Annotated in this window: 22 protein-coding genes and 1 tRNA gene; 21 read left to right on the top strand and 2 right to left on the bottom strand. The window is 61.7% G+C overall.

All coding sequences use genetic code 11. The annotated features are described in order from the left end of the window. The 4 genes from HY896_13055 to HY896_13040 all read left to right on the top strand — a co-directional run. Nucleotides 1-266, top strand: a 266-nt coding sequence (locus HY896_13055) for a hypothetical protein (protein MBI5577273.1), incomplete at its 5' end; no start/stop codon positions are given. A 19-nt stretch (nt 267-285) separates the two neighbouring features. Then, a complete protein-coding gene (locus tag HY896_13050; protein MBI5577272.1) occupies nt 286-465 on the top strand; it encodes a hypothetical protein in 180 nt (59 codons plus the stop codon). Nucleotides 466-634: 169 nt separating this feature from the next. Further along, complete coding sequence (locus HY896_13045) at nt 635-865, top strand: hypothetical protein (GenBank protein ID MBI5577271.1); 231 nt, start codon at nt 635-637, stop codon at nt 863-865. Then, on the top strand, nt 862-1287 hold the full coding sequence (locus tag HY896_13040) for a type II toxin-antitoxin system VapC family toxin (protein ID MBI5577270.1): 426 nt from the start codon (nt 862-864) through the stop codon (nt 1285-1287). Before HY896_13045 ends, HY896_13040 begins: the two co-directional genes overlap by 4 nt. A gap of 36 nt (nt 1288-1323) precedes the next feature. Here the strand turns inward: HY896_13040 and HY896_13035 are convergent, their stop codons facing one another. Beyond that, the gene (locus tag HY896_13035) at nt 1324-3345 is read right to left on the bottom strand and encodes a PBP1A family penicillin-binding protein (protein MBI5577269.1); all 2022 of its coding nucleotides are present in this window, start codon (nt 3343-3345) and stop codon (nt 1324-1326) included. Nucleotides 3346-3557: 212 nt separating this feature from the next. Here HY896_13035 and HY896_13030 point away from each other — a divergent pair, with 212 nt between their 5' ends. The 3 genes from HY896_13030 (at nt 3558) to HY896_13020 (ending at nt 6407) form a co-directional block, all read left to right on the top strand. Next, nucleotides 3558-4211, top strand: a complete 654-nt coding sequence (locus HY896_13030) for a hypothetical protein (GenBank protein MBI5577268.1) — start codon at nt 3558-3560, stop codon at nt 4209-4211. Nucleotides 4212-4293: 82 nt separating this feature from the next. Then, nucleotides 4294-5046, top strand: a complete 753-nt coding sequence (locus HY896_13025; protein ID MBI5577267.1) for a HAMP domain-containing histidine kinase — start codon at nt 4294-4296, stop codon at nt 5044-5046. After that, the gene (locus HY896_13020) at nt 5043-6407 is read left to right on the top strand and encodes a sigma-54-dependent Fis family transcriptional regulator (protein MBI5577266.1); all 1365 of its coding nucleotides are present in this window, start codon (nt 5043-5045) and stop codon (nt 6405-6407) included. Before HY896_13025 ends, HY896_13020 begins: the two co-directional genes overlap by 4 nt. On the opposite strand, the gene purL is transcribed toward HY896_13020, so the two are convergent. Beyond that, a complete protein-coding gene (gene purL, locus HY896_13015) occupies nt 6385-10323 on the bottom strand; it encodes a phosphoribosylformylglycinamidine synthase (GenBank protein ID MBI5577265.1) in 3939 nt (1312 codons plus the stop codon). The genes HY896_13020 and purL overlap by 23 nt on opposite strands. Before the next feature lie 378 nt (nt 10324-10701). Here purL and HY896_13010 point away from each other — a divergent pair, with 378 nt between their 5' ends. The 14 genes from HY896_13010 to HY896_12945 all read left to right on the top strand — a co-directional run bounded on the left by HY896_13010 (nt 10702) and on the right by HY896_12945 (nt 25630). After that, nucleotides 10702-11082: a response regulator gene (locus HY896_13010; protein MBI5577264.1), complete on the top strand. Its 381-nt coding sequence runs from the start codon at nt 10702-10704 to the stop codon at nt 11080-11082. A gap of 37 nt (nt 11083-11119) precedes the next feature. Further along, the gene (gene dnaK, locus HY896_13005) at nt 11120-13027 is read left to right on the top strand and encodes a molecular chaperone DnaK (GenBank protein MBI5577263.1); all 1908 of its coding nucleotides are present in this window, start codon (nt 11120-11122) and stop codon (nt 13025-13027) included. A gap of 57 nt (nt 13028-13084) precedes the next feature. Continuing rightward, nucleotides 13085-13537, top strand: a complete 453-nt coding sequence (locus HY896_13000) for an Hsp20/alpha crystallin family protein (GenBank protein MBI5577262.1) — start codon at nt 13085-13087, stop codon at nt 13535-13537. 4 nt (nt 13538-13541) lie between these two features. Then, nucleotides 13542-14537, top strand: coding sequence for a J domain-containing protein (locus HY896_12995; GenBank protein MBI5577261.1), 996 nt, complete (start codon nt 13542-13544; stop codon nt 14535-14537). A 75-nt stretch (nt 14538-14612) separates the two neighbouring features. Continuing rightward, nucleotides 14613-15467, top strand: a complete 855-nt coding sequence (htpX, locus tag HY896_12990) for a zinc metalloprotease HtpX (GenBank protein ID MBI5577260.1) — start codon at nt 14613-14615, stop codon at nt 15465-15467. Nucleotides 15468-15496: 29 nt separating this feature from the next. After that, nucleotides 15497-17767, top strand: a complete 2271-nt coding sequence (locus HY896_12985) for an ATP-dependent Clp protease ATP-binding subunit (protein ID MBI5577259.1) — start codon at nt 15497-15499, stop codon at nt 17765-17767. After that, nucleotides 17767-18228 (top strand): DUF1844 domain-containing protein, encoded by a 462-nt coding sequence (locus tag HY896_12980; protein MBI5577258.1) that lies wholly within the window; start codon nt 17767-17769, stop codon nt 18226-18228. Before HY896_12985 ends, HY896_12980 begins: the two co-directional genes overlap by 1 nt. A gap of 11 nt (nt 18229-18239) precedes the next feature. Continuing rightward, the gene (locus HY896_12975; GenBank protein ID MBI5577257.1) at nt 18240-19703 is read left to right on the top strand and encodes a DegQ family serine endoprotease; all 1464 of its coding nucleotides are present in this window, start codon (nt 18240-18242) and stop codon (nt 19701-19703) included. A gap of 4 nt (nt 19704-19707) precedes the next feature. Beyond that, a complete protein-coding gene (gene clpB / locus HY896_12970) occupies nt 19708-22296 on the top strand; it encodes an ATP-dependent chaperone ClpB (GenBank protein MBI5577256.1) in 2589 nt (862 codons plus the stop codon). A gap of 146 nt (nt 22297-22442) precedes the next feature. Then, nucleotides 22443-23294, top strand: coding sequence for a 4-(cytidine 5'-diphospho)-2-C-methyl-D-erythritol kinase (gene ispE / locus HY896_12965; GenBank protein ID MBI5577255.1), 852 nt, complete (start codon nt 22443-22445; stop codon nt 23292-23294). A 21-nt stretch (nt 23295-23315) separates the two neighbouring features. After that, a complete protein-coding gene (spoVG, locus tag HY896_12960) occupies nt 23316-23600 on the top strand; it encodes a septation regulator SpoVG (protein MBI5577254.1) in 285 nt (94 codons plus the stop codon). A gap of 15 nt (nt 23601-23615) precedes the next feature. Continuing rightward, nucleotides 23616-23689: transfer RNA gene (locus HY896_12955), tRNA-Gln, on the top strand. Between the two features lie 109 nt (nt 23690-23798). Further along, entirely contained in the window at nt 23799-25322 is a 1524-nt protein-coding gene (locus HY896_12950) for an HD domain-containing protein (GenBank protein ID MBI5577253.1), read from the top strand. Nucleotides 25323-25438: 116 nt separating this feature from the next. After that, complete coding sequence (locus tag HY896_12945) at nt 25439-25630, top strand: ferredoxin (protein MBI5577252.1); 192 nt, start codon at nt 25439-25441, stop codon at nt 25628-25630. Nucleotides 25631-25679: the final 49 nt, after the last annotated feature.

Raw genomic sequence — 25679 nt, 5'->3', positions numbered from 1 at the left:
TAATTATTTTCTTCATCATTATGCGTGTTATATCTCGAAAACGACGAAATCCAAATGCCAGCGACGTCGCAGATGTTCTGGAGCGTTTCGTCGAGGGAAAATCCAGCGAATGGGAATGGGACGACTTTCTGTCTTCCCCCAGAGAGCAACTTTTCAACGCGTTAAGAAATTATCTTGCCGCTGCCGGCAAGTCGAAAGTGTGGATAGAAAAATCAAGCTTCGATGACATTGTCGCGACTGCGGCTGTTATCGCTCGCACGAAATGAAGGTGTGCGATGGACGCCAATGGGGTCAGCCCGTGCGATCGACGAGACGAACGACAACGGGGGAAGATTCGCAGGGGCAATTTACCAGGAGGCGTCCGTCGATCTGACCTACTTCGACAACACGGACAGGGTCTGGACGTTGACACGCGCGGTCGCTCCAATCCCTGACAACACGACGCAGGCGATCGCGTTCTCTTAAGACGGGTTCCTGACGACGCGGGTAGCGTATTCCGGAGTCGCCAACGGGGAGCACCGATATTCGTTCGACAACAACTTCTGGGCCACAGTTGCGGGATCAACAGGTTGTTCGCGAAAACGCCCCGATCATGTGCTATCATAATGCTATCTTAGTGGCCCGGAGGCTTACGATGGCACAGATCCTGGTACGTGACTTGGACGATGTATTGGTGGAACGACTGAAACGCCAGGCGAAGCGGCACCACCGGTCGTTGCAGGGCGAGGTGAAAGCTATTCTGATCGAATCCGCACGCATGACGCCCGAGGAAATGATTGCCGCAGCGGAAGGCTGGCAACGTCGCCTTGCCGGCGGTAAATTCAGCGACAGCTCCCGCCTCGTCCGTGAGGATCGCGGCCGGTGAAGACCGCTTATGTGGTCGATGCCAGTGTCGCTGTGAAATGGTTCGTGCCCGAGATCCACTCCGAGCACGCGTTGCGCCTGCTTCGGAGGAAGATCGACTTGCAGGCTCCAGAGTTGATCCAGGCGGAGTTCGGAAACATTCTCTGGAAGAAGTGTCGGGCGGGCGAGTTCGATGGGGCAACCGGGGGGGAAATCCTGGACAGCTTCAAGAGGTCGCCGCTGGTGGTGCATCCGCACGGGGCGTTTCTGAAGCTTGCATGGGAAATTGCCCTGAAACACCGCCAAACGTTTTACGACAGCCTGTACCTTGCGTTGGCGATGACCGGAAAATCCCGAATGATCACCGCCGACCGAAAGTTTTACAATGCCTTGGCGGGGACGCCTGCGGAGCGGCATCTCCTCTGGATCGAAGATGTGACCTGAAGCCGCCTCGCTATGAATCATGGTGAGAAACGCGGGTTAAAGCAGGTCGTCGGGGGCCTGGCGGCGGGGGGTGCGCTGCTTTCCGGCGGGGCCGGCTTCCGGGACGGTTCCAAGCTTGAAGGGCAGGGAGATTCCGTCGCTTGAACCCGGCGGCAGCGCCTTGCCCGTGACGGGGTCGATGCGGGCGAAGGTGATCTCCGGCGGGACGGGGAAATCGCGCAGGGGAACCTGCTGCAGCGCTTTCGCCATGAACTGCGTCCAGATCGGCAGCGCCACCGCGGAAGCCGTCTGGCGGCTTCCCAACGGTTTCGGAGTATCGAAGCCGAGCCACACGCAGGCCAGGACGTCCGGCGAAAATCCTATGAACCATGCATCCGTGTTCTCGTTCGTCGTGCCCGTCTTCCCCGCGATCGCGGTCCCCAGGCCGCGCGCACCCGTTCCGGTTCCGCTGCGGATGACTTCCTGCATAAGGCGAACCGTAAGGTAGGCGGTATCCGGCGGGATCGAGCGCGTCAGGCGCGGCTCCGCGCTCTCCAGAACCGCACCGGATGCGTCCCGGATCTCCCGGATGAAGTAGGGTGACGGGCGCTCCCCGCCGTTCGCGAAGACCGCGTAGGCCGCGCACATCTCCAGCGGGGTCACACCGGAGGAGCCGAGGGCGATGGACAGGTTCCGTTCCATCGGCGACTCGATCCCCAGCGTCCTCGCCATCTGGATCGCCGAATCCACGCCGATCTCGTTCAGCAGTCGCACGGTGGCAAGGTTGCGGGACTTGGCCAGCGCTTCCAGCATCGGGATGGGGCCCAGGAACGTTCCATCGTAGTTCTTGGGCTTCCACATCTCGTTTTCGTTCCTCTCGAACTCGATCGGGGAATCGTCCAGCGTGGAGACGACCGTTTTTCCCTTGTTCAGCGCGGCGGCGTAGATGATGGGCTTGAACGCCGATCCCGGCTGCCTCCTCGCCTGGATCGCGCGGTTGAACTGCGATTCCGCGAAGTCCACACCGCCGATCATCGCAAGGACCCCGCCGGTGTGCGGATCGAGGGCGAGGAGCGCCCCCTGGAGCCCCTTGTACTTGTTCCTCTCCTCTGTCTGCCGGATGCCCTGCACCAGCGTGTCGTACGCCGATTCCTGGAGGCGTCCGTCGATAGTCGTGTAGATCCGCAATTCGCTCCGGTAGAGAGCGTCGCTGCCGTACTTTTCCTGTATGTATGCCCGGACGTATTCCAGGAAATAGGCGGCCCGGGACCGGAAATTCGACGGAGGGGCCAGCGTGAGCCTGGCCTGGTACGCTCTTTCCGCTTCTGTTGCGTCGAGGAACCCGACGGCGGCCATCCTGCGAAGCACGTACCGCTGCCTTGCCTTCGCCTGGTCGAGGCGGTTCCGGGGGGAGTACCGTGTCGGCGCCTGGGCCAGGCCGGCCAGGAGCGCCCCCTCGGCCACGTTCAGCGCGCCGACTCCCTTTCCGAAGTAGGCCTGGGAAGCGGCTTCGACTCCGTACGCGCCGTCTCCAAGGTATATCTGGTTCAGGTAAAGGTAGAGGATCTCCTCCTTGGTCAGCTTCTTTTCGATGCGGTATGCGAGGATGATCTCCTTCAACTTCCGCCGGATGCTTTTCTCCGGAGTGAGGAAGAGCGTCTTGACCGTCTGCTGCGTTATGGTGCTCGCACCCTGCGCAAAGCCGCCCGACAGCACGTCCTTCACGATGGCCCGCCCGATGGCGACGTAATCCACCCCGCGGTGCTTGAAGAAATTGGAGTCCTCGGCCGCCAGGAATGCGTTCACTACGTGCCTGGGGATGGCCTGATAGGGGACGACCGTTCGCTTTTCGAGATATATCTCCCCGACGAGCCGGTTGTTCCTGTCGTAGATCTTGGTGGAGACGCTCGGTCGATAGGCCTGCGCCGATTCGATCGACGGAAAGTCCCCGAAAAATGCAAGTAGCCCAAGCGCCGCCCCGGCCCCGAGCATGAAGCACAGGCACAGGACCACGCCGAGCAGTATCAGTTTTTTCCAGGGGGATCCTTCGGATTTCCCGGACGAGCGATGGTTCGCCAACGACTCTCGCTTCTCCGCTTTCTGACCTGGTATCCCGGCAATGCGCCGCCGGTTTGCGCCGAACGGATTAATTATAGCAGCGGCGGGAGGCAAGCGCTTGTTTCCAAAAGGGCGGAAAATTCCGGGAAACCTGTGCCGGTTATGCCGGGTTGAATATCTTGCGGGAAACGACGTCGAAAAAGAAAGCTTCTTACGTCGTACGGAGGGCGCCGATGAGAAAGATTCTGTTCGCGGGAATGGCGATCGTTCTGGCGTCGGTCCTCTCGAGCTGCGGGGGAAACCTGGTCTTTTCGACGGGGACGTTTATCGCGCAGACTTTCAGCGACATAAGGGCCGACGGGGACGTTTCCTTCGACCCGGTGACAAGCACGTTCACGGTTTCTCACGCATCGTCCACGGGGAACGTGATTTTCGGCATCAACGATGCCGCTCCGGGATCGAATTCCGTGGAATTCCGCGCATTCCTCGATTTTCCGCTGGACGGTTCGAACAGCGGGGACGCCGTTCCCGCCGGCGCGACCATCGTATCCGCCGACATCGAAGTGTTCGTCGGCAGGGTGGATTTCGCCACGACCGTTCCGACGCTTCTGGACCTGATCACATACGATCCCGTTACGGGCCCGGTCGCCGGGGACTTCACCAATCCCACACCGCTGGCATTCCGTTCGCTGGATTTCCTTGCCACCGACGCGGGAAATCTCGTGAGGATCGACGTCACCTCGTTGATGCGGGAAGCGCAACGTCTGGGATTGCGGAACTTCCAGCTGCGGTTCCTGCTGGACCTGGTTCCGGGCGCGGCCGGGCTGGTGACCATCTCCGACTCGGAGTCGTCAACCGCTCCGCTGTTGACCGTCGAATACTTTTAACGTAAAGCCTATTCACTTTCCGGCGGCCCGCTTCACGGCGTAGCTGATTACATTTCTGTTGTACAATTTCCTCGTGCCTACCATGGGAACGAAGAAGCAGCTCGCAGACCTCGGGGCGGTCGCGTCCGGCCTCGCCCACGAAATCCGCAATCCGCTGAACTCGCTCCACATCAACAGCCAGCTCATAGTCGAAATGCTCGAAGGGATGCCTGAGCCCGCGCGGCATGGCGAGCTTCTCTCCCTGGCGCGGTCAAACCTTAAAGTGACCCAGCGGCTTTCCGACCTTCTTGCCGATTTTCTCCGGTACGCCCGGCCGCCGTCGATGGAGCTGGTAGTGTCGGACATGAACCGGATCGTTTCGGAAACCATCCGTTTCATCGAGGTGGACTTCTCCCGCCGCGGCGTCGAGCTCGTCGCGAAGTTGCATCCGGAGCCCGTTCATCTCTTTGCCGACGAGAAGCAGTTGCGCCAGGCGCTGCTGAACCTCCTGCTGAACGCCGATGAGGCCATGGACAAGGAACGGAAGAAGATCGTCGTATCGACGGGATATGCGGGCGGCAGGCCGTTCGTGCGCGTGCAGGACAACGGCCGCGGCATCCCTGCCGGCGACAGGAGCCAGGTCTTCCGTCTATTCTTCACGACCCGGAAAAACGGAAGCGGGTTGGGGCTTCCGATCGTGCGGCAGATCGTGAGGGACCACGGCGGGAAAATATCGATCCGCAGCCGGGAGGGACGTGGGACGACTGTCACCGTCACGCTGCCCTCGGAGGCGCAACAAAAGGCCAAATTTTCGGGCGGGGCCGGCAAGAGCCTGCTCCCGGATAAAGTGAGATGAAGGGCAGACCCAGAGTGATCGTCATCGACGACGATCCCGACAGTCTCGGCAGCGTCGCGGCTGCGCTTCGGAGGGACGGCTACGACGTTCGCCCGTTCGCAGATCCGGCGGCGGGGCTTGCCCATCTTTCATCGGAGGGCGCTGATGTCGTGGTCACCGACCTCAAGATGCCGGGCATCAGCGGCATGCAGGTCGTCGAGCGGGTCGCCGCGGAGCATCCGGGCGTGTCCGTCGTGGTGCTCACCGCGTTCGGAACGGTCTACAACGCCGTGGAAGCGATGCGGGCGGGGGCGTCCGACTTCCTCGAGAAGCCGGTCGGGATCCCCCAGCTCCGCGCGGCGGTCTTCAAGGCGGCGAAGGACAGGGAGAGGAACCGCGAGCTGGAACAGCTCAGGGAGGAGATGGGACAGCGCTACGGTCCGGAGGGGATCGTCGCGTTTTCGCGGGAAATGGAGGAAGTCCTCCGAAGGATCCGGTTGGTCGCTCCCACGCGGATGAACGTCCTGATCCAGGGAGAGAGCGGGACGGGGAAGGAGCTCGTGGCCCGCGCCATTCACGCCATGAGCCCGAGGAGGGGGAAGCCGTTCCTGCCGCTGAACTGCGCCGCAATACCGGAGAACCTGCTCGAATCCGAGCTGTTCGGCCACGAGAAGGGGGCTTTCACCGGAGCCGTGGCCGCCCGGCAAGGGAAGATGGAAGCGGCGGAGGGGGGGACCCTCTTCCTCGACGAAGTCGGGGACATGGCGCTGTCGCTGCAGGCCAAATTGCTGCGGGCCATCGAGCAGAAGGAGATTTCCCGGATCGGCGGCGGGCCCGAGATCAAGGTCGATGTGCGGATACTCGCCGCGACGAACAGCGATCTTAAGGGGAAGGTGGCGCAAAAAGAGTTCCGCGAGGACCTTTTCTACCGCCTCAACGTGTTCAATATCGTCGTTCCGCCGTTGCGGGACCGCAGGGAAGACATTCCGAAGCTGGCCGAGCAGATTCTGCAGGGCGTCGCACGGGAGAACAAGACCGCTCCGAAGACGATATCGCCGGAAGCTCTGAAGGCGATGCTGGGATACCGCTGGCCGGGGAACGTCAGGGAACTGCGGAACGGGCTCGAGGTGGCGAGCCTCGTGGCGAAAGGGGAATCGATCGGACCGGAAGACCTCCCGCCGGAAATCGCCGGCGGCGCCATTCCCCCATCGCCGGCGGGGCCGATCCCGCTGCCGGGCCCGCGCACCCTGGAAGAGATCGAGCGGGACGCCATCGGCGCCGCCCTGAAGGAAACGGGAGGGAACAAGACGAAGGCGGCGAAGGTCCTGGGAATCGGCCTTCGCACCCTTCACCGCAAGATCAAGGAGTACGGGATCTCCTGACGGGGGACGTGCGTTTTTCGCACCATTCACGGGCGTTCTGGAAGAGCTTGAGCCAAGGGGATGCCTTCAGGTTTTTCTTCCAATCCTCGGGCATCCAGCCCCATTGCCATTTGAGGAACGTCCGTTCCGGGTGAGGCATTATCGCGAGGTGACGGCCGTCCGGTGAGCAGACCGCCGCTATGGCGCCGGCGGACCCGTTCGGATTGAACGGGTACTGCATCGTCGGGTTGCCCTTGTCGTCTACGTATCGGACCGGGGCAAGCGAAAGGGACTCCACCTTCCTTAGAATTTCCTTTCCGGGGAAATATGCCCTTCCTTCTCCGTGGGCGACCCAGATGCCCAGCGTGGAGCCTGCCATGCCTTTCAGCATGATTGCCGGGCTTGGGAATATCCTGACGGTGGAAAACCTCGATTCGAACCTGCCCGAGAGATTGTGGATGAACCTCGGCTGCAATTTCCCTTCGGTCCCCTGCCATGGAACCCAGCCGAGCAGCGCCATCAACTGGCAGCCGTTGCAGACTCCCAGGCTGAATGTGTCCGGCCTTTCGTAGAATTTTTGGAATTGATCGAAGATTCGCTTGTTGAACCGTATGACGCCGGCCCAGCCCTTCGCGGAGTCCATCACGTCCGCGTAGCTGAATCCGCCGACGAAGGCCACGCCGCGGAAGCTCCCGAGATCGACCTTTCCGTCCAGGAAGTCGGTCATGGTCGCGTCCCACGCATCGAACCCCGCCTGGTGGAACGCCGACGTCATCTCCCGGTCGCTGTTGCTTCCTTCCTCCCGGATGATCGCAACGGCGGGCTTCTTCCTTTTCTTCATGACGGCCGCCGCGGAGGGAGACGGGCTGAATGCAAGGTTGAAGGAGGGCCCCGGCCTGTCGAAGATGTTCTTCTTTTCCTGGACGACGCATTTGGGTTCGGCCTGGAGGAGCTCCAGCCTGTGGCTCGTTTCCTCCCATGTTTCTCTCAATACCCTCATGTCCTCGTCGAGAACGGGCCGGCGGCCGGACCTGATCCGTATCCGTTTCCCCGCGGTCGTTGCGCCGAGGACACGATACGGGACCTTCGCCCTCCCGAGGTGTGTAACGATATTCTTCTCGTTCTGCGGAAGGTATTCGATGACCAGCCCGAGCTCCTCGGAAAAGAGGAACGGGATCGCCGGATCGCCGTCGATATCCAGATCAAGCCCGCAATTGCCGGAGAAAGCCATCTCAAGGAGCGTCGTGGCGAGCCCGCCGTCGCTCCTGTCGTGACCGGCGAGCAAGAGGTCTTTAGAGATAAGGTCCTGGACTGCGATGAAAGCGCGTTTCAGAAGTTTCGGGTCGTCCACGTCCGGGGATACGTCGCCGACCTGCCGGTAGACCTGCGCGAGGGCGGATCCGCCGAGCCGGTTCCGTCCGTTTCCGAGGTCGATGAATAGCAGCCTGCTTTTCCCCGGCATCTTGATGTCGGGGGTTACCACTTTCGTTATGTCGGGGCATGGAGCATAGGCGGAGATTACGAGCGTTCCGGGCGATTTGACGGTCTCGCTTTTTTGCCCGGACACGACTTTCGCCGCCATCGAAAGGCTGTCCTTGCCGCCGTCGATGGCGATCCCCAGCTCGATCATGATGTCCCGCACGGCGGCGGCCGCGTCGTATAACCTCGCTCCTTCGCCGGGAAGCTTGGCTGCCCACATCCAGTTGCCGGAGCACTTGATGTTTTCCACCGCGCCGATTTTCGCCCAGACGATGTTGGTCAGCGCCTCCCCCACGGATAGCCTTGCCATCGCCGCAGGATCGATCAGCGTTTTGACCGGCTGCTCCCCGATGGAGATCGCAGCGCCGGTGAGCCCGAAATGGCCCTGGGCGATCACCGCGACGTCGGATACGGTGAGCTGCAAGGGGCCCGCGCATTGCTGCCGGGCGATAAGGCCGGTGACGCTCCTGTCCACCTTGTTCGTGAGGAACCTTTTCGATCCGACGGAGACGAGCTTCAAGACCCGGTCCAAAGCATCCTTCACGCGAAGACCCTTAGGAAGATCGAGAGGCGCAAGGTCCGGTTTCACCCTGTCGAGACGGAAAGTCTTCTGCGGCATGTCGCCCAGGATTTTGTCGAGGTCGAGGTCGACCGGGGCGCTTCCGTCGGTTTCGTCGTGCAGAACGATGCGACCGTCCCCGGTGATTTCGCCGATGAAGGCGCAGGGAACTTTTTCCCTTCCGCACATCGCTTCGAAAAGGGGGGCCCGCTCCGGCCGGATGAGAAGCGCGTTCTGCTCCTGGTACTCCGCGCCCCATAGCTCGAGCACGGAGAGCGTCGAGTCACCGCTCTGTATTTCCCGGACCTCGATCTTCGCCCCTGCAGGATAGATGATCTCCTTCACGACGTTGCAGTTCCCGCCGGCCCCCTGGTCGTGGATGCTCACGATCGGGTTTGCATCGCCCATTTCGACGCAGGCGCGGATCACGCGGTTGACCTTCTGCTCCATCTCGGCGTCGCCGCGCTGGACGGCGTTGAAATCCAGCTCCGCGATATTTTCCCCCTGGATCATGCTCGACGCGGCGCCGCCCCCCATGCCGATGCGGTAGGCAGGTCCGCCGATCTTCGTCACGAGCATTCCCTGGTCCGGCGGCTCCTTCTCCACGTGACGGGCGTCCATCTGGCCGACACCGCCGGTGAACATGATCGGCTTGATCCATTCCCTCCGTTCCCCGCCCGGCAATCGCAGCCCGAAGGAACGAGTGAATCCCTGTATGACCGGTTCGCCGAACTTGTTCCCGTAATCGGAGGCCCCGTTGCTGGCCTGGATCCCGATCCGGAGGGGAGATGCGAGGTTGCCGGGGTATTCGAAGGAGGCGTCTTCCCAGGGAAGCGGGTAGCCCGGGATCCTAAGGTTCCCGACGCAGTAGGCGGCGGTCCCCGCCACGACGAGCCCGCCTCTTCCCGTCGCCTGCACGTCGCGGATCCTGCCTCCGGTGCCGGTTTCCGCGCCGGGGAAGGGAGCTACGCCGCTCGGGAAGTTGTGCGTCTCCGCCGTGAAGATCAGGTGGTATCTGACTGCCGTCTCTTTCAGCCGCGAGAAGCGGCCCGGGTTTTCGGGGATGATCGTCCTGATGCGGTATCCCCGGATTGCGCTCGAGTTGTCCCGGAAAGCGATCATGCTGTTTGAAGGATTCGCCTGCAGCGGGGCCTTGACGATCCTCATGAGGGTGTCCGGGATCTCTTCCCCGTCAACGATCAGTTTTCCCTTGAAGAACCAGTGCCGGGAATGTTCGCTGTTCGACTGGCTCAGATCGAAGCATTCGACGCTGGTCGGGTTCCTCTTAAGGTCGTTGACGAAAAGATCGTGGTAGTACTCGAGGTCCCAGTCGTCGAGCCCGAGTCCGAGGGAAACGTTGATCTTCGCGAGCGCAGGGATCCCTTCTTCCATCAGGGGAACCGTGAACACGGGTTCGGGGCGTATCCCGGTTTTGAACGATGTCAATGTCTTCGGGTACGGGCATTCCGTCATCCGGTCGTGAACTTCGGGCAGGAATTTCCCTGCGTGACCCTTGCCCGGCTTACCTTCAGCCTCGAGCCGATACCTTCTGGACCTCTCGATCCTGACGATTTTTTTCAGGCCGCAGGCGTGGCATATGGAGACGGCGTTCGTCGACCATGCCGTCGTGAAGTTCATTCGCGGCCCGACTTCCAGGACGCCGTCGCGGGCCATGGAGCCTGACGAGGAGAAGTTTTCCGGTTCGAACGTCTCCGCCAGCAACCATGACAGGGTGTCGAGTTCCTTTCGGGAAAGCGGCGCGGTCGTCTCGACGTTGAAGCAGAACTCCGTGTCTAAATCGCGGATCCCCGGAAAGACCTTCTTCCTCGCGACGGAAAGGAGATGCTCCTTCTTCGTCCGTGAGAGCGCAGGCGTTCTGTAGAAGTGGAGTAATCTCATCGGTTCGGGGAAACGTGTCTCATCGAAGAACTAATCGTAGCACATATCCAGTGATTGAAAACCTCATGGAATCGCGTAAGCCGCAGGGGTCCTTCCGGGCTCGGCACGCCTCGCGGGGCACCCCGCCTCGGCGGCTCGCCCCCACCACCCAGCTTGGGTTTATGCGCTTCCGTGAGGTTTTCAATAGGTCGGATCCGTGCCCGTATGGCACGGATGACTTTGTCGCCGTGCCATTATGGCGCGGTTGCGGTGTGCCGATTTGTGATCCCGGAATTACCGGACAGAAAATATCCAAAACAAATCAGCCGGTTATAGATTCGTTAGCCCGGGTATGGGGGTGGCACGGATGTTGGAGTGTGCTCAGGGCGGAGGCGAAAGATGGGGACGCACAGGGTGGTGCTCATAACGGACACGGGCGCGGACGATTTCGGCACCATGAGATCGCTGCTCGGCGCGTTGTCCGAAGCGGGAGCGATGACGGAGTTGTTCACCGACGGGTCCGCGGGACTCAGGAGCGCCATCCGTGGTGGAACCGACCTGCTGGTGGTCGATCTCGACACCCCGTCGCTGGGTGGCCTGGAGGCGATGATCGAGATCGGGCGGATCGCGTCGCGCATACCGGTGCTTCTGCTCGGCGCGGAGGACAGCCGGTCCCGCAGGATGTGGGCGGTCGGGGCGGGCGTCACGAGCTACGTCACAAAACCGTGCGACGGACAGGTTCTGTTGCGGTTCATCGCGAAAGTGCTTAGAGAAGCCTGAAACACAAATAATCATTTTCGGGAAGGAGCGAAGGACAATGGCGAAAATCATCGGGATCGACCTCGGGACGACGAATTCGGTCGTGGCCGTCATGGAAGGCGGGGAGCCCAAGGTCATCATCAACGAGGAAGGAAGCCGCCTCACGCCGTCGGTGGTGGCCTTCGGAAAAGGGGGCGAGATCCTCGTCGGCCAGGTGGCGAAACGCCAGGCGGTCCTGAATGCCGAAAACACCGTCTTTTCCATCAAGCGGTTCATGGGCCGCAGGTACGAGGAGGTAAACGAGGAGATGAAGCTCGTTCCCTACAAGGTGATTCGCGGCTCCAGCCAGGATGCGCGCGTGTCCGCCGACGGGAAGGAGTATACCCCGCCGCAGATCTCCGCGATGGTGCTCGGCAAGCTGAAGAAAGCGGCGGAGACGTACCTCGGCGAGGAGGTGAAGAAGGCCGTCATCACGGTGCCCGCCTACTTCAACGATTCCCAGCGGCAGGCGACCAAGGACGCGGGGACGATCGCGGGACTGGAAGTGCTTCGGATCATCAACGAGCCGACGGCGGCCGCTCTCGCCTACGGTCTCGACAAGAAGAAGAACGAGCTGATCGCGGTGTTCGACTTCGGCGGCGGCACATTCGACATTTCCATCCTCGAGGTCGGCGACAACGTGGTCGAGGTGAAGGCCACCAACGGGGACACGCACCTGGGCGGCGATAATATCGACCAGCGGATCATCGAGTGGATCGTTTCGGAGTTCAAGAGGGACCAGGGGATCGACCTTTCGAAGGACCGCACCGCGTTGCAACGCCTGAAGGAGGCCTCGGAGAAGGCGAAGATCGAGCTGTCATCGGTGCTGGAGACCGAGATCAGCCTCCCGTTCGTCACCGCAGACGCCACCGGGCCGAAACACCTGCAGCTCAAGCTCACCCGCGCGCGGTTCGAGCAGATGGTTCAGGACATCCTGGACAGGGCGCTCAAGCCCTGCGAGATGGCGATACGCGATGCGGGGATCGCCGTGAACAAGATCGACGAGGTCGTGCTGGTCGGAGGCTCCACGCGGATACCGAAGGTCGTGCAGATGGTGAAGAGTTTCTTCGGGAGGGACCCGCACCAGGGGGTCAACCCTGATGAAGTCGTCGCCGCGGGCGCAGCGGTGCAGGCCGGTGTCCTCGGCGGCGAGGTGAAGGACATCCTGCTGCTTGACGTGACCCCTCTTTCGCTGGGGATAGAAACGCTGGGCGGCGTCATGACGAAGCTCATCGACCGGAACACGACGATCCCGGTCCGCAAGAGCGAATTCTTCACCACAGCGGCTGACGGGCAGACGAGCGTGGAAGTCCACGTCCTTCAGGGCGAGCGGGAGATGGCCGCCGCCAATCGGACCCTGGGCAGGTTCCACCTTGAGGGGATTCCGGCAGCGCCGCGCGGCATCCCGAAGATCGAGGTGACTTTCGACATCGACGCCAACGGCATCCTGCACGTCAACGCCAAGGACACCGCCACGGGAAAGGAGCAGAAGATCACGATCACCGCTTCCACCGGTCTGAACAAGGAGGACATCGACAAGATGGTCAAGGAGGCCGAATCGCATTCCGAGGAAGACAGGAAACGGAAAGCTGTGATCGAGGCCAGGAACCATCTCGATTCCCTGATATACAACACGGAGAAGACGATCGGGGAGAACAAGGAAAAATTGCCGGCCGAGGTGGTTTCGAAGGTCGAGGCCGCAGTGGCGGAGGCGAAGGAGTCGCTCAAATCCGAGGATGCGGCGGCGCTGAACGCCGCTTCGGAAAAACTGATGAAAGAGGCCCACGCCATGGCGGAAAAGCTCTACCAGGCGGCATCCTCCGCTCCTCCTCCGGGAGGCGGGACGCCGCCGGAGGACGCAGGCGGGAAGAAGGGGCCCGAAGGCGACGTGGTGGAAGCGGAGTACGAAGACCCGGGCAAGAAGTAAGGCCCGTAATAATCATCGATTCGGCCGGCGAACAGCCGTGAGGAAGGAGGATACGACATGGCGATCGTGCGTTGGTGGGACCCCTTGAGGGACCTCTCCGGCATCCAGGACAAGATGAACCAGCTCTTCGAGGATACGTTCTCCCGAACCCGCGGGCGCGAAGAGGCGCTCGGGAAAGGGATGTGGACGCCCGCCGTGGACATCTTCGAGACGGAAGAGGCCGTCATGGTGAAGGCGGAAATCCCCGGCTTGGAGAGGGACCAGATCGCGGTCGAGGTCAAGGACGGCATCCTGACCCTGCACGGCGAGCGCAAGTTCGAGAAGGAGGTCAAGGAGGAGAACTACCACCGCATCGAGCGGTCCTACGGCACGTTCCATCGCTCCTTTTCACTCCCCTCGTCCGTCGAGCAGGACAGGATCAGCGCGAAATTCAAGGACGGGGTCCTCGAGGTGACCTTGCCCAAAAAGGAACGTGCCAAGCCCAAGCAGATCAAGGTGGATGTGAAGTAGGAAGATGGATCCGAAGAAAAACTATTACGAGGTCCTCGGACTGCCGGAAAGCGCGAAGGACGAGGATATCAAGAAGGCATTCCGGCGCCTGGCGAAGAAATATCACCCGGACGTCAACCCGGGGGACAAGACGGCGGAGTCCAGGTTCAAGGAGATAAACGAGGCGAACGAAGTCTTAAGCGACCGGAAGAAGCGGGGAGAGTACGACGCCTTGCGGAAGAGCGTTTTTTCCGGGGGGCGCGGCGGCCCGTTCGGGTGGCAAGGGGGCTTCGACTTCAAGCCGGGAGGGCGGGTCCATCACGCCGAGACGGTCGATTTCGACGAGATTCTCGGGGACATCCTCCGCGGCGCCGGCGCCGGTTTTTCCGCGGAGGGGGTCCAGGGGCGTGACATACATCTGGAATTGCCCGTTGAATTCCTGGATATGGCTCACGGAGCGGTACGTGAAATCCGTTACGGGCGGGCACGCCCATGCGCGGCGTGCGGAGGGTCGGGACAGTCCGGGCGGAGAGGCTGCGCAAGCTGCTACGGCTCGGGAACGAAGGAAGCGGAGGAAAGGATAAAGGTAAAGATCCCGGCCGGAGCGCAGGACGGTTCGAAGATCCGCGCGGCGGGGAAAGGCGAGGAAAAGCCGGGGCCGGGCATGAACGGCGACCTCGTGATCACGCTCAGGATGATCCCTCACCCCTATTTCCGGAGGGAAGGAAACGACGTCCTCCTGGACGTCCCGATCCACTACTCGGAAGCGGTGAAAGGAGCGAAGATCCAGATACCGACGATCGACGGTCCGGTGACGGTCTCGATCCCTCCCGGGTCCGGTAGCGGCCGGAAACTTCGGCTCAAGGGGAAGGGGATCCTCGCTCCCGGGACGACGTCGCGTGGAGACCAGTACGTTATATTGCAGGTTGCGGTGCCGGCATTACACACGGCGGAATTGCTCGATCTGGTGGACCGGATCAAGGCCTTCGAGGATCCTGATTTGAGGAGCGGCTGGAACTGATTGGACTATAATGATGTCGGTATTTACGGAGCGTTGACGGCATCTAACGTTGTGAAGAAGGAGAAAACGAAAACGATGAGCAACACGCTGAAGACAGGATTGCTGCTGGCGGTATTGACCGCACTGTTCCTTCTCATCGGCGATGCCATGGGAGGGCAGAGCGGCATGGTTATGGCCTTCGTGCTGGCCGTGCTGATGAATTTCGGAGCGTATTGGTTCTCCGACAGGATCGTACTGCGCATGTACCGGGCGCGGGAGGTTTCCGAGGCGGAAGCCGGGTACCTGCACGGGATCGTCCGGCGCTTGAGCCTCGCCGCCGGCCTGCCCATGCCCAAGGTTTACATAATTCCTACGGATTCACCCAACGCGTTCGCAACCGGCCGGGACCCGCAGCACGCGGCGGTGGCTGTCACGGAAGGCATCCTCAGGATGCTTTCGCCCGACGAACTGGAAGGCGTGCTGGCGCACGAACTTGCCCACGTCCGGAACCGGGACATCCTCGTCGGAACGATCGCGGCGACTCTGGCCGGCGCCGTGATGATGCTCGCACGGTTCGCGCAGTTCGCCGCGATCTTCGGCGGAGCCGGCCGCGACCGGGACGACGACCGCGGAGGAGTGCTGGGGATGCTGTTCATGGCGATCGTGGCGCCGCTCGGAGCGATGCTCATCCAGATGGCCGTCTCCCGTTCGCGGGAGTTCCTGGCGGACGAGACCGGCGCGAAGATCTGCGGGAAACCTCTGTCGCTGGCGCTCGCGCTGGAAAAGATATCGGGCGTCAACCGGCAGGTCCCGATGGAAGCGACGCCGGCGACCGCCCACATGTTCATCGTCAGCCCCTTGACGGGCGGCGGTCTGCTTTCCCTTTTCAGCACGCATCCGCCGGTGGAAAAGCGTGTGGAACGGCTGCGGTCCATGGCGGCGGCGCGATGACCGCTGCGCGGGAGGAGTAACGTATCACCATGATGGAAATATCGTTCTACCGGGAAAAACTGTCCGAATCCGGGCATCGCGTGCTGAACGCGTCGATAGAGGAATCGCAGCGGCGGCATCACTATTACCTGGGGCTCGAACACCTGTTCATCGCCTTCGCGGAGCAGGAAAAACCGTTGTTCCGCGAGCTCATGAACACGATCGGCCTGAACGTGGAGGCGGTGCTCTATTCGGTGAACGAGCACCTGAACATATCGCGCCAGTACCTCGGTGTGGGGTTGAAGGTCCCCCCGGCGACGAAGCAGGTCTTCCGCGTCGCGTGGGAAACGGCGCAGCGGAACCGCCGCGCCCAGATCGACGCGTCGGATCTCTTCCTGGGGATTTTCCACGAGATCCACTCGATTCCCGCGCGCATCCTCAAGTCCTACGGCGTGGACCCCGCACTCGCCCTTTCCCGTTTCGCGTCGCAACTGCGCACGCGGGAAGAGAAGGTCGAGGAGTTCCGCAAGCGGTACGAACTCCCGGCGAATCTCCGGACCTTCGGCGTGAACCTGAACCTGCTCGCCCGTGAAGGGAAGATCCCGCCGATCATAGGGCGCGAGCGGGAGATAGACCAGATAATCGAGTACCTCTGCCACAAGGACCGGAGCAATTCGGTGATGATCATCGGCGACCCGGGCGTGGGGAAGACCGCGGTCGCGGAAGGGCTGGCGATGCGGCTGGAGTACGAGCCGCACAGGGTGCCCGAGCGGCTGCGGGAGAGCCAGATCGTTAACCTCCAGATGAACACCGTGGTCGCGGGAACCGTCTTCCGGGGTATGTTCGAGGACCGGATCGAAAAGGTGATCGCGGAGGTCCGCGAGAGGAAGAACATTATCCTGTTCGTCGACGAGGCGCACACGCTGATCGGGGCCGGGTCCGCGATGGGGGTCCCCTCCGACGCGGCGAACATCTTCAAGTCCAGCCTGGCCCGTGGAGAAGTGCAGATCATCGGGGCCACTACGGTCACCGAATACAAGGAGATCATCCAGGAGGACGAGGCGCTGGCCCGCCGGTTCCGTGTGGTGAAGATCGAGGAGCCTACGATCGACGAGACCAGGGAGATCCTTTTCGGGCTCAAGCCCCGGCTCGAGGTCAACTACGGCGTGGAGATCCGGGACGATGCCATAGACCTGGCGCTCTCGATGTCCGACCGGTACGCGCGTTCACTCCGGCTGCCCGACAAGGTGATCAACTGGATCGACACGGCGTGCGTCCGCGTCGAGATCCGCGGCGGGGAGGAGAAGGTCGTAGGCCCCAGGGACGTCCTCGGGGTCATCTCCGACGAGACGAGGACGCCGGTCGATATCGTGCAGAGGGACGTCGTCGACCGATTCCGCGACATCGAAGAGAAGATCGCGCGGCGGCTGGTCGGCCAGAAGGAGGCGATCGCGGCCGTGGCGAAGGCGCTGCGGCTCAACAAGGGACCACTGAAGGCGAATCTCTTCAGACCCGACGGCGTGCTGCTTTTCCTGGGGCCCACCGGCGTGGGGAAGACGGAGATGGCGAAGGCGCTGGCGGAGTACCTTTTCGGCGACGAGCGCCACATGGTGCGGGTCGACATGTCGGAATACCGGGACGGGGCGCTGGCGGTGGACAAGCTGATCGGCATGCCCCGGGGAATCGTCGGATCTGAGCGGGGAGGAATCCTCACGAACCAGGTGCGGGACAACCCCTATACCGTTGTGCTGCTGGACGAGATCGAGAAGGCCGATTCCCACGTACACAACCTTTTCCTGCAGGTGTTCGACGAGGGATGGCTCACGGACGGGCGCGGCAAGAAGGTCTACTTCTCCGACGCGATCATCGTCATGACGAGCAACCTGGGGGCGGAGGAGCTTGCGAAGCTCACCCGTCCGCTGGGGTTTGCCGACGGTGCGGAAAATTTCGAGCCGATCCGCAAGGGGGTCGTAAAGGCGGTCGAGAACCGGTTCAGCCCCGAGTTCATCAACCGGCTCGACGAGGTGATAGTCTTCTCTCCGCTTTCCATGGATGAGGTAAGGACCATCGCCGCGCTGTACCTCGACCAGATCCGGAAAACGATGGCCCGCGAAGGGAAGGCTCTGTCCGTGAGCGACGCCGCGCTCTCGGCGCTGGCGCGCGCCGGGTTCAGCGTGAAGTACGGAGCGCGGTTCCTCAAGCGGCACATCGACGAGAAAGTGAAGATGCCCGTAACGCTGCATTGGAAGGAATCCGACCAGTTCTTCGTCGAGGAAGCCGGCGGCGAGGTGATCGTCATCACGCAAAAGGTGCCCATCTGATGGAAGAGGAAAAGAAGGGTTTCAAGGTCGTCGACAAGCGCGGCTTGGAGAAGGAAGAGAGGGAAACACCCGCGGCGTCTCCTTCTCCGCCTCCGCAGCAGCCGGAGCCGCCGAAGGAAACCGGGAACCGGCCCGGGCCTCAGGATGTCAAAGGGGAAGAAAGCCCCGGTGCAGAGCCGTCTTCCATCGGTGGCCCCCAGTTCCTGGATCTTGTCGGCATGCTGCAGTTCGGTGCGATGGCCAACATGGGGATGATCCGGTCCTCCGAGGGCAAGCGTTCGCCCGTCAACCTGCCTGCCGCCAAGGATTCGATAGACCTTCTTTCGGTCCTCCAGGAGAAGACGAAGGGGAACCTCACGGAAGAGGAAACCGGAATCCTTTCGGAGGGACTGTACCATCTCCGGATGGGTTACCTGGAACTGATGAAGGCGGGGCAGGAAAAAGGAGGAAAGGGAAAGTGAAATTGAAGGAGATGAACAAGGGACGTCTCGCGGTGCTGCTGCTCGCCGCGGTAGCCGTTGGGGTCGTGATCTCGGCCGCGCTGAACCTGTCTCCGATCAGCAACGCGCTGTTCCTGGGGGATAAGGACAAGAATCCCGCGGTTTCCTCCCCGGCCGGCTCCAGGCTGCTCCCGGTCGACATCCCTTCCATGTTCAAGGACGTTTCCCCGGCGGTGGTCAACATCAACACTACACAGGTGGTTCGGCTTAACCGTCCGCGGATGCGCTCCCCCTTCGGGCAGCAGGACCCCTACGACGATTTCTGGAACAATTTCTTCGGCAACATACCGAAGGAGCAGAAGCGGAAGAGCCTGGGATCGGGTTTCATCGTCTCGGAGGACGGGTACATCCTGACGAACGCCCACGTCGTGGAAAAGGCCGACGAGATCTCCGTCACGCTCCTCGACAAGGAAGAGTTCAAGGGCGAAGTGGTCGGGACCGATCCCAAGACCGACATCGCGCTGATAAAGATAAAATCCGGGAAAAAGCTTCCATTCGTCCACCTCGGCAATTCGGAGAAGCTGGAGATAGGGGAGTGGGTCCTTGCGATCGGGAACCCGTTCGGCCTGGGTCACACGGTCACGGCGGGGATCGTGAGCGCCAAGGGAAGGATCATAGGATCCGGACCGTACGACGATTTCATCCAGACCGACGCGTCGATCAATCCGGGGAACTCGGGAGGCCCCCTGTTCAACCTGAAAGGCGAAGTGGTGGGGATCAACACGGCGATCATCCAGGGAGGACAGGGGATCGGATTCGCTACCCCCATCCATCTTGCGAAGTCGGTCCTCGGCCAACTTAAGGAGAAGGGCAAGGTCACCCGCGGGTGGCTTGGCGTCTACATACAAAAGCTCACTCCCGATATGGCGGAGTCCCTTTCCGTCCCCGGAAAGAAAGGGGCGGTGGTGGCCGACGTGACCAAGGACGGGCCTGCCGAGAAGGCGGGGCTCCGGTCGGGGGACGTGATCGTGGCGTTCAACGGGAAGTCCGTTTCCGACGAGCACGAGCTTCCCCAGATCGTCGCTACCACACGGCCCGGCCAGAAGGTCGATGTCAAAGTGATCCGCGACGGCAAGGAGATGACCATACCCGTGACCATCGCGGAGATGGAAGGGGAGCCGCGCCGGCGCGCGGGAGGCGGACCGGACCTCACGAAGGGGCTTGGGCTGACGGTGCAGGACATCACCGCAGAGATCGCAAGGCACATGGAGCTCGAAAACCGCAAAGGCGTGATCGTCAGCGCCGTGGAGCCCGGAAGCCCGGCGGACGACGCAGGCTTCCAGGACGGCGACATCGTCCGGCAGATCAACCGGCAGCCGGTGCCCAACACCGCCGAGTTCCAGAAACAGCTGAAAAAGGTCAAGAGCGCGAAAACCGTCCTGTTCCTAGTGGAGCGCGGCGACGCCCGGATCTTCCTGGCGGTGAAGAACAAATAGTCGGATGATTTCCCTCGACAAGCTCACCGTCAAGTCCCAGGAGGCGCTCCAGGACGCGGTGCGGCTCGCATCGGAGCGCGGGCACGCGGAAGTCGCTCCCGAGCACTTCTTCGCGGCGCTTCTCCGGCAGGAGGGAGGAGTCGCGCACGACCTCTTCGCCCGTACCGGCATTTCGCTCACGCAGCTCCAGGCGGATGCGAACGCCCTCGTCGCAGCATTGCCGAAAGTGTCCGGCGCGGTGTCGCGGGGACTCTCCCCCCGGCTGGAGCCGATTTTCTCGCGCGCGCTTTCCGAAGCCGACGCCTTCAGGGACGAGTACCTTTCCGCGGAGCACTTTCTCCTGGCGTTCACGTCCGAACCGGGGAAGGCGGCCGACCTTCTGCGCAAGCACGGAGCCACCCGCGAATCGCTCCTTTCCGCCCTGACCGCGATCCGCGGCACCCAGAGGATCACCGACGAGAATCCGGAAGACAAGTATCAGGCGCTCGACAAGTATTGCCGCGACCTGACGGAGATGGCCCGGCGCGACAAGCTCGACCCGGTGGTCGGGAGGGATGACGAGGTCCGGAGGGTGATCCAGGTGCTTTCGCGCCGCACGAAGAACAACCCGGTACTGATCGGCGAGCCGGGCGTGGGGAAAACGGCGATCGTGGAAGGGCTGGCCCAACGCATCGTGACAGGAGACGTGCCGGCGGGATTGAAGGAGAAACGGGTGCTTTCCCTCGACATGGGCGCGCTGATCGCCGGGGCGAAGTACCGCGGGGAGTTCGAGGACCGGCTCAAGGCGGTGCTCAAGGAGATCAGCGCCGCCGAGGGCCGCGTGATCCTCTTCATCGACGAAATGCACACCCTGGTCGGAGCGGGGAAGGCGGAAGGCGCGCTGGATGCCTCGAACATGCTCAAGCCCGCCCTGGCGCGCGGAGAGCTTCGGTGCGTAGGCGCTACGACCTTCGACGAATACCGGAAGCACATGGAGAAGGACGCGGCGCTGGAGCGGCGTTTCCAGCCGGTGCGCGTGGAAGAGCCCACGGTGGAGGACACGATCGCGATCCTTCGCGGGTTGAAGGAACGGTATGAGGTGCATCACGGGGTTCGTATCAAGGACACCGCCCTGGTTGCGGCCGCGACGCTGTCCCACCGGTACATCACGGACCGGTTCCTTCCCGACAAGGCCATCGATCTCATGGACGAAGCCATGTCCCGCCTGCGTATAGAGATAGACTCCGTCCCAACGGAGATCGACGAGGTCAAGCGCCGGAAGACCCAGCTCGAAATGGAGAAGCTCGCGCTTTCCAAGGAGACCGACGAGCCCTCCCGGGAGCGGCTTGCGCGCCTCGAGGAGGAGCTTTCGTCCCTTTCCGCGCGGGAGGCCCGCGACCTCGCCCTGTGGGAAGAGGAGAAGAAGTCGATCGCCCGGGGAAGGACCGTCAAGGAGCGGATCGAGCAGGCACGTTCCGAAATGCAGTGGGCGGAGCGGGAGGGGAACCTGGAAAAGGCGTCCGAGCTTAAATACGGGACGATCCCCGCTCTCCAGCGGGATGCCGAGTCGCTCGCGAATGCCTCTCCCCCAGGAGGGCAGGGGGGCAGGCTGCTCAAGGAAGAGGTGGACGAGGAGGACATCGCCCGGATCGTATCCAGGTGGACGGGAATCCCCGTATCGCGGCTTGTCGAAGGCGAAGTGCAGAAGCTTCTCCGGATGGAGGAGAGACTGGGCGCACGTGTAGTGGGACAGGAGGAAGCCGTCCGGCTCGTGTCGAACGCAGTCCGCCGTGCGAAATCCGGCCTGAAGGACCCCCGCCGCCCCATCGGTTCGTTCCTGTTCCTCGGGCCTACCGGCGTCGGGAAGACCGAGCTGGCGAAGGCGCTTGCGCAGTTCCTGTTCGACGACGAGGCCGCCATGGTCCGTCTCGACATGTCGGAATACATGGAAAAACATTCGGTCGCCCGGATGATCGGGGCTCCCCCCGGGTATGTCGGGTACGAGGAAGGGGGGGCGCTGACGGAGGCTGTCCGCCGAAAGCCTTACACGGTCGTTCTTTTCGACGAGGTGGAGAAAGCGCACCCGGACGTCTTCAATGTGCTTCTCCAGATCCTCGAAGACGGGCGGCTTACCGACGGGAAGGGCAGGACGGTGGACTTTCGTAACGCCGTTGCTGTCCTCACGTCCAATATCGGTTCTTCCTGGATCCAGGAGATGGCTGGAAAAGGGGAAAAGGCCGTCCGAGACAGGGTCATGGAGGAGCTTCGGCGGGTATTCCGCCCCGAGTTCCTGAACCGGCTGGACGAAATCATTATTTTCAACGCCCTGGGGAAAGAGCAGCTCGCCGCCATCGTCGATCTCATGATGCGCGAGCTCAACTCACGGCTGGATGATCGGAATATCAGCGTGACGTTGACTGGAAAGGCCAGGGAACGCATAGCGGAGATCGGGTACGATCCGGCTTATGGAGCAAGGCCCCTGCGGAGGGCCATACAAAAGCACATCCAGGATCCCCTCGCCCTTTCTATTCTATCGGGAAATTTCAGGGAAGGGGACGCCGTGGTAGTCGACGCGGACGCGCATTCCGGCTTGCTATTCAGGAAGAAGGAGTGAGTTCCTCGTTCATTATGTTCGAAACCCATTGATATTCTTGCCGTTTTTTTACGCCAAAATATTGGCCTTGTCCCTTCGCCATCGCTTGACAAACCGGAAGGAGGGGAGTAACCTCAAATAAAAACATCGTTTGATATGAGTGCATCGTGACCGCTCCCACATGTTTATCCATCCTCGCTCCTGCAAAATTGAACATTTCCCTCAAAGTTTTCGGCCGACGCGCCGACGGATTACATCACATCCGCTCGGTAATGGTCCCCGTTTCCCTCTACGACGAGGTAACGGTGGAAGAGGCCGATTCCGGAATTCATGTAACGACCGACGACCCGTCGATTCCCGGCGGGGATTCGAACACTTGTTACAGGGCGGCTGCGCTGTACATGGAATGGGCAGGGACGCCGAAAGGGGTCCGCATACATGTGCGGAAAGGGATTCCTTCCGAGGCAGGTCTTGGGGGCGGGAGCTCGGACGCGGCAGCAACGCTCAAGGGGATGATGGCGGTTACCGGGCGCGTCCCCTCAGGGGATACGCTGCTCGGTCTGGCCGGAAGAACGGGAGCGGATGTCCCTTTTTTCACCTTGAACATGCCGGCGCTGGCGGAGGGTTTCGGGGAACGGCTGACCCCGGTGGATTGGAGCGTGCCGTTCTTCACATTGATAGTGAAGCCGCCCTTCGGGCTTTCGACGAGGGAGGGGTACGAGCGGCTGCGGCGCGGGGCGGGCGATCCTCCCGGAAAGGCGGATATACCTGCCTTTTCATGCTGGGAGGACGTGATTTGCGCAGTCACCAACGATTTCGAGTCCGCGTGGGATATCATGCATCCGGAGATAGGAGCGATCAAGGGGGAGCTCCTGTCGGCGGGTGCGAGAGCGGCGGGGCTCTCCGGAAGCGGATCGGCTGTATTCGGATTGTTCGATAGCGCGGAAGCTGCGCATCGCGCGCGGGGGATGCTTTCGCGAGACGACGGGCGGAGGCTGTTCGTCGCCCGCAACATCTGAGAAGGAAGGAAGGGGGGGAAGATGGAAATCACGGAGGTTAAGGTTTACCCGGTTTCGGACAACGAAAAACTCAAGGGGTACGCGACGATCATCTTCGACAACTGCTTCGTGGTGCGGGACCTGAAGATAATCGACGGCAATAGCGGCCTGTTCGTCGCGATGCCCAGCAAGAAGAAGAAGGACGGCACGTACCGGGACACGGCCCATCCTCTCAATACCGAGACCCGTGACATGATCGAGGGGGCGGTCCTGACGGAATACGATGCCGAACTGCGCAAACTTGACGGCATGGCGGCCGCCCGATAAGATTCACGAAGTTGTTGGGAGGTCGTCTAACGGCAGGACAGGGGCCTTTGGAGCCTCTAATGAAGGTTCGACCCCTTCCCTCCCAGCCAACTTCCATCTGCAATCAACCTGTAAAGTTCTTTAATCCGTTTCCGAAATGGTTAACATGGAACGATGTCCTGCAAGGATGAATCGTGCCCGGAATTCAAGGGGTTTCCAGTGGCCGTAGACGGTGTGGCCGAAAAGGCAGGTTCCGCTCCCATCGACATCGGCCCTGACACCCCGCATCCGGCAAAGCGCAAGACCAGGACCGAAACGCTTGCGAGGAAGTTCATCATCGCCTTTTCGGCGATGTTCGTCATCCCCCTGTTCATCGCGGTATATCTCTTCACCGAATATACCACCGGCTTGCCGAAGGATTCGGCCCAGATCACCGTCATCGTCATTTCCGTGTTGATCCTGGGAATGGCGGGGTTCTTCGTAACGCAGTCCGTGGTTCAGACTCTTCTGCGCGCGGCAAGGGACGCCGCGGCCATCGCCGAGGGGGACATCACACGGCGCCTGAGCACCGACGCCGCCACGGAAATCAGCGATCTCGCAAAGAATTTCAACCGCATCACCAGCCGGCTCCAGCACACCGTCGACAACCTCCAGACCTCCAAAAAGCAGATGCAGTCGCTTCTGTCGCAGGTTTGCGCCTCGGGCAGCAATCGGCGCGACATCACCGACATGTTCACCGTGTTTCTCAACACCCTTCTTTCCCTTACCGGCCTCGAAATCGGCGCCATCTTTCTCGTATCCCGGGCCGACAACCGCCTGAGGGTGCGTGTCTCCGTCGGGCTCCCCGATGAGATGAAATCCACCGTTATTCCGGCGGGGGAGGGGATCATCGGGTGGGTTGCCGCCAACGGACAATTGGTGACCACCTCCGAATCGATGCCGTGGCGGAAGACCGAGGCGCTCACCGAGTTCGAGAAAAGCATGCCGTGGTCCGTCCACGTCCCGATGATGGCAGGCGGAAAGGCCCGCGGCGTCATAAGCATCGGGCTGCGGAAGGGCGAGAAGGAGATTACGGGCGACGACCTCCAGATGATCCAGAACCTGGCGACCCAGGTTGCCGTCGCCATGGAAAACGCGGATCTGAAGGAAAAGATGGAGCGCACTTACGTCGAAACGGTGGCTGCGCTGGCGACCGCGGTGGAAGCGCGCGACAAATACACGAGGGGCCACTCCAAACGCGTCACCGAGTTCTCCGTCGAGATCGCGAGAAGGATGAAGCTGCCCGAGTGGTTCATCCGGGACGTCGAATCCGCGGCGCTGCTTCACGATATCGGCAAGATCGGCATCCCGGACCACATACTGCACAACACCGGGGCGCTGCCCCCGGACGGCGTAACGTTCGTCCTGGGCCACCCTATCGGGGGAGAAAACATCCTGAAGCCGGTCGGCTCGCTGGCGCGTCTCTGCCCCATCGTCCGGCACCACCATGAGCGATACGACGGAAAAGGGTACCCGGACTGCCTGAAAGGAGAGGAGATCCCGCTGGCGTCCCGCATCCTTGCCGTCGCCGACGCCTTCGATGCCATGATCTCCGCCCGCGCCTACAAGCCGACCCGGACACGGGAGGAGGCCATCGAGGAACTGATCCGTTGCAAGGAGACGCAGTTCGATCCCGAATGCGTGACCGCGTTCCTCTCCTATCTCGCCGAGAACCCCGAGGCCGGCCTCCTCGCTATCGCCTGACCTGCCCCGCTCACCGGGATTTCGTCAGTTTTTTGCCGGACAGGAAACAGTTTGCCCTCCGGCGGAATCGTACGGGAGCCGGTGCAGGCTCGATCGATTCTCGCGGGGAGGAAAATATGAACAGGATCGCGTATGTCGTGAAGGAGGAATGCATCAGTTGCGGAGTTTGCGTGGACACCGTGCCGACCGTGTTCCGCTTCGACGCGGACCAGAAAGCGGAAGTCTTCGACCCGGAGGGGGACACGGAAGCTTCAATACAGGAAGCGATGGACTTGTGTCCCGTCACTTGCATACACTGGAAGGAATGATCACCGCCTGGAATTCCATTGAATGAATTTCCCGCCGGCGCGTCCAAAA

The organism is Deltaproteobacteria bacterium, assembly GCA_016218975.1.
Lineage (GTDB): Bacteria > Desulfobacterota > Deferrimicrobia > Deferrimicrobiales > Deferrimicrobiaceae > JAENIX01.
This window is presented reverse-complemented; position numbering and strand designations above follow the sequence as displayed.

What these genes read in the sequence shown, in the direction of transcription:
- HY896_13045 (MBI5577271.1), top strand. Translation starts at nt 635, where the DNA reads ATGGCACAGATCCTGGTACGTGACTTGGACGATGTATTGGTGGAACGA.
- HY896_13000 (MBI5577262.1), top strand. Translation starts at nt 13,085, where the DNA reads ATGGCGATCGTGCGTTGGTGGGACCCCTTGAGGGACCTCTCCGGCATC.
- HY896_13025 (MBI5577267.1), top strand. Translation starts at nt 4,294, where the DNA reads ATGGGAACGAAGAAGCAGCTCGCAGACCTCGGGGCGGTCGCGTCCGGC.
- HY896_13010 (MBI5577264.1), top strand. Translation starts at nt 10,702, where the DNA reads ATGGGGACGCACAGGGTGGTGCTCATAACGGACACGGGCGCGGACGAT.
- purL (MBI5577265.1), bottom strand. Translation starts at nt 10,323, where the DNA reads ATGAGATTACTCCACTTCTACAGAACGCCTGCGCTCTCACGGACGAAG.
- HY896_13020 (MBI5577266.1), top strand. Translation starts at nt 5,043, where the DNA reads ATGAAGGGCAGACCCAGAGTGATCGTCATCGACGACGATCCCGACAGT.
- spoVG (MBI5577254.1), top strand. Translation starts at nt 23,316, where the DNA reads ATGGAAATCACGGAGGTTAAGGTTTACCCGGTTTCGGACAACGAAAAA.
- HY896_12975 (MBI5577257.1), top strand. Translation starts at nt 18,240, where the DNA reads ATGAACAAGGGACGTCTCGCGGTGCTGCTGCTCGCCGCGGTAGCCGTT.
- HY896_12995 (MBI5577261.1), top strand. Translation starts at nt 13,542, where the DNA reads ATGGATCCGAAGAAAAACTATTACGAGGTCCTCGGACTGCCGGAAAGC.
- HY896_12980 (MBI5577258.1), top strand. Translation starts at nt 17,767, where the DNA reads ATGGAAGAGGAAAAGAAGGGTTTCAAGGTCGTCGACAAGCGCGGCTTG.
- clpB (MBI5577256.1), top strand. Translation starts at nt 19,708, where the DNA reads ATGATTTCCCTCGACAAGCTCACCGTCAAGTCCCAGGAGGCGCTCCAG.
- HY896_13030 (MBI5577268.1), top strand. Translation starts at nt 3,558, where the DNA reads ATGAGAAAGATTCTGTTCGCGGGAATGGCGATCGTTCTGGCGTCGGTC.
- HY896_12985 (MBI5577259.1), top strand. Translation starts at nt 15,497, where the DNA reads ATGATGGAAATATCGTTCTACCGGGAAAAACTGTCCGAATCCGGGCAT.
- HY896_13050 (MBI5577272.1), top strand. Translation starts at nt 286, where the DNA reads ATGGGGTCAGCCCGTGCGATCGACGAGACGAACGACAACGGGGGAAGA.
- htpX (MBI5577260.1), top strand. Translation starts at nt 14,613, where the DNA reads ATGAGCAACACGCTGAAGACAGGATTGCTGCTGGCGGTATTGACCGCA.
- dnaK (MBI5577263.1), top strand. Translation starts at nt 11,120, where the DNA reads ATGGCGAAAATCATCGGGATCGACCTCGGGACGACGAATTCGGTCGTG.
- HY896_12945 (MBI5577252.1), top strand. Translation starts at nt 25,439, where the DNA reads ATGAACAGGATCGCGTATGTCGTGAAGGAGGAATGCATCAGTTGCGGA.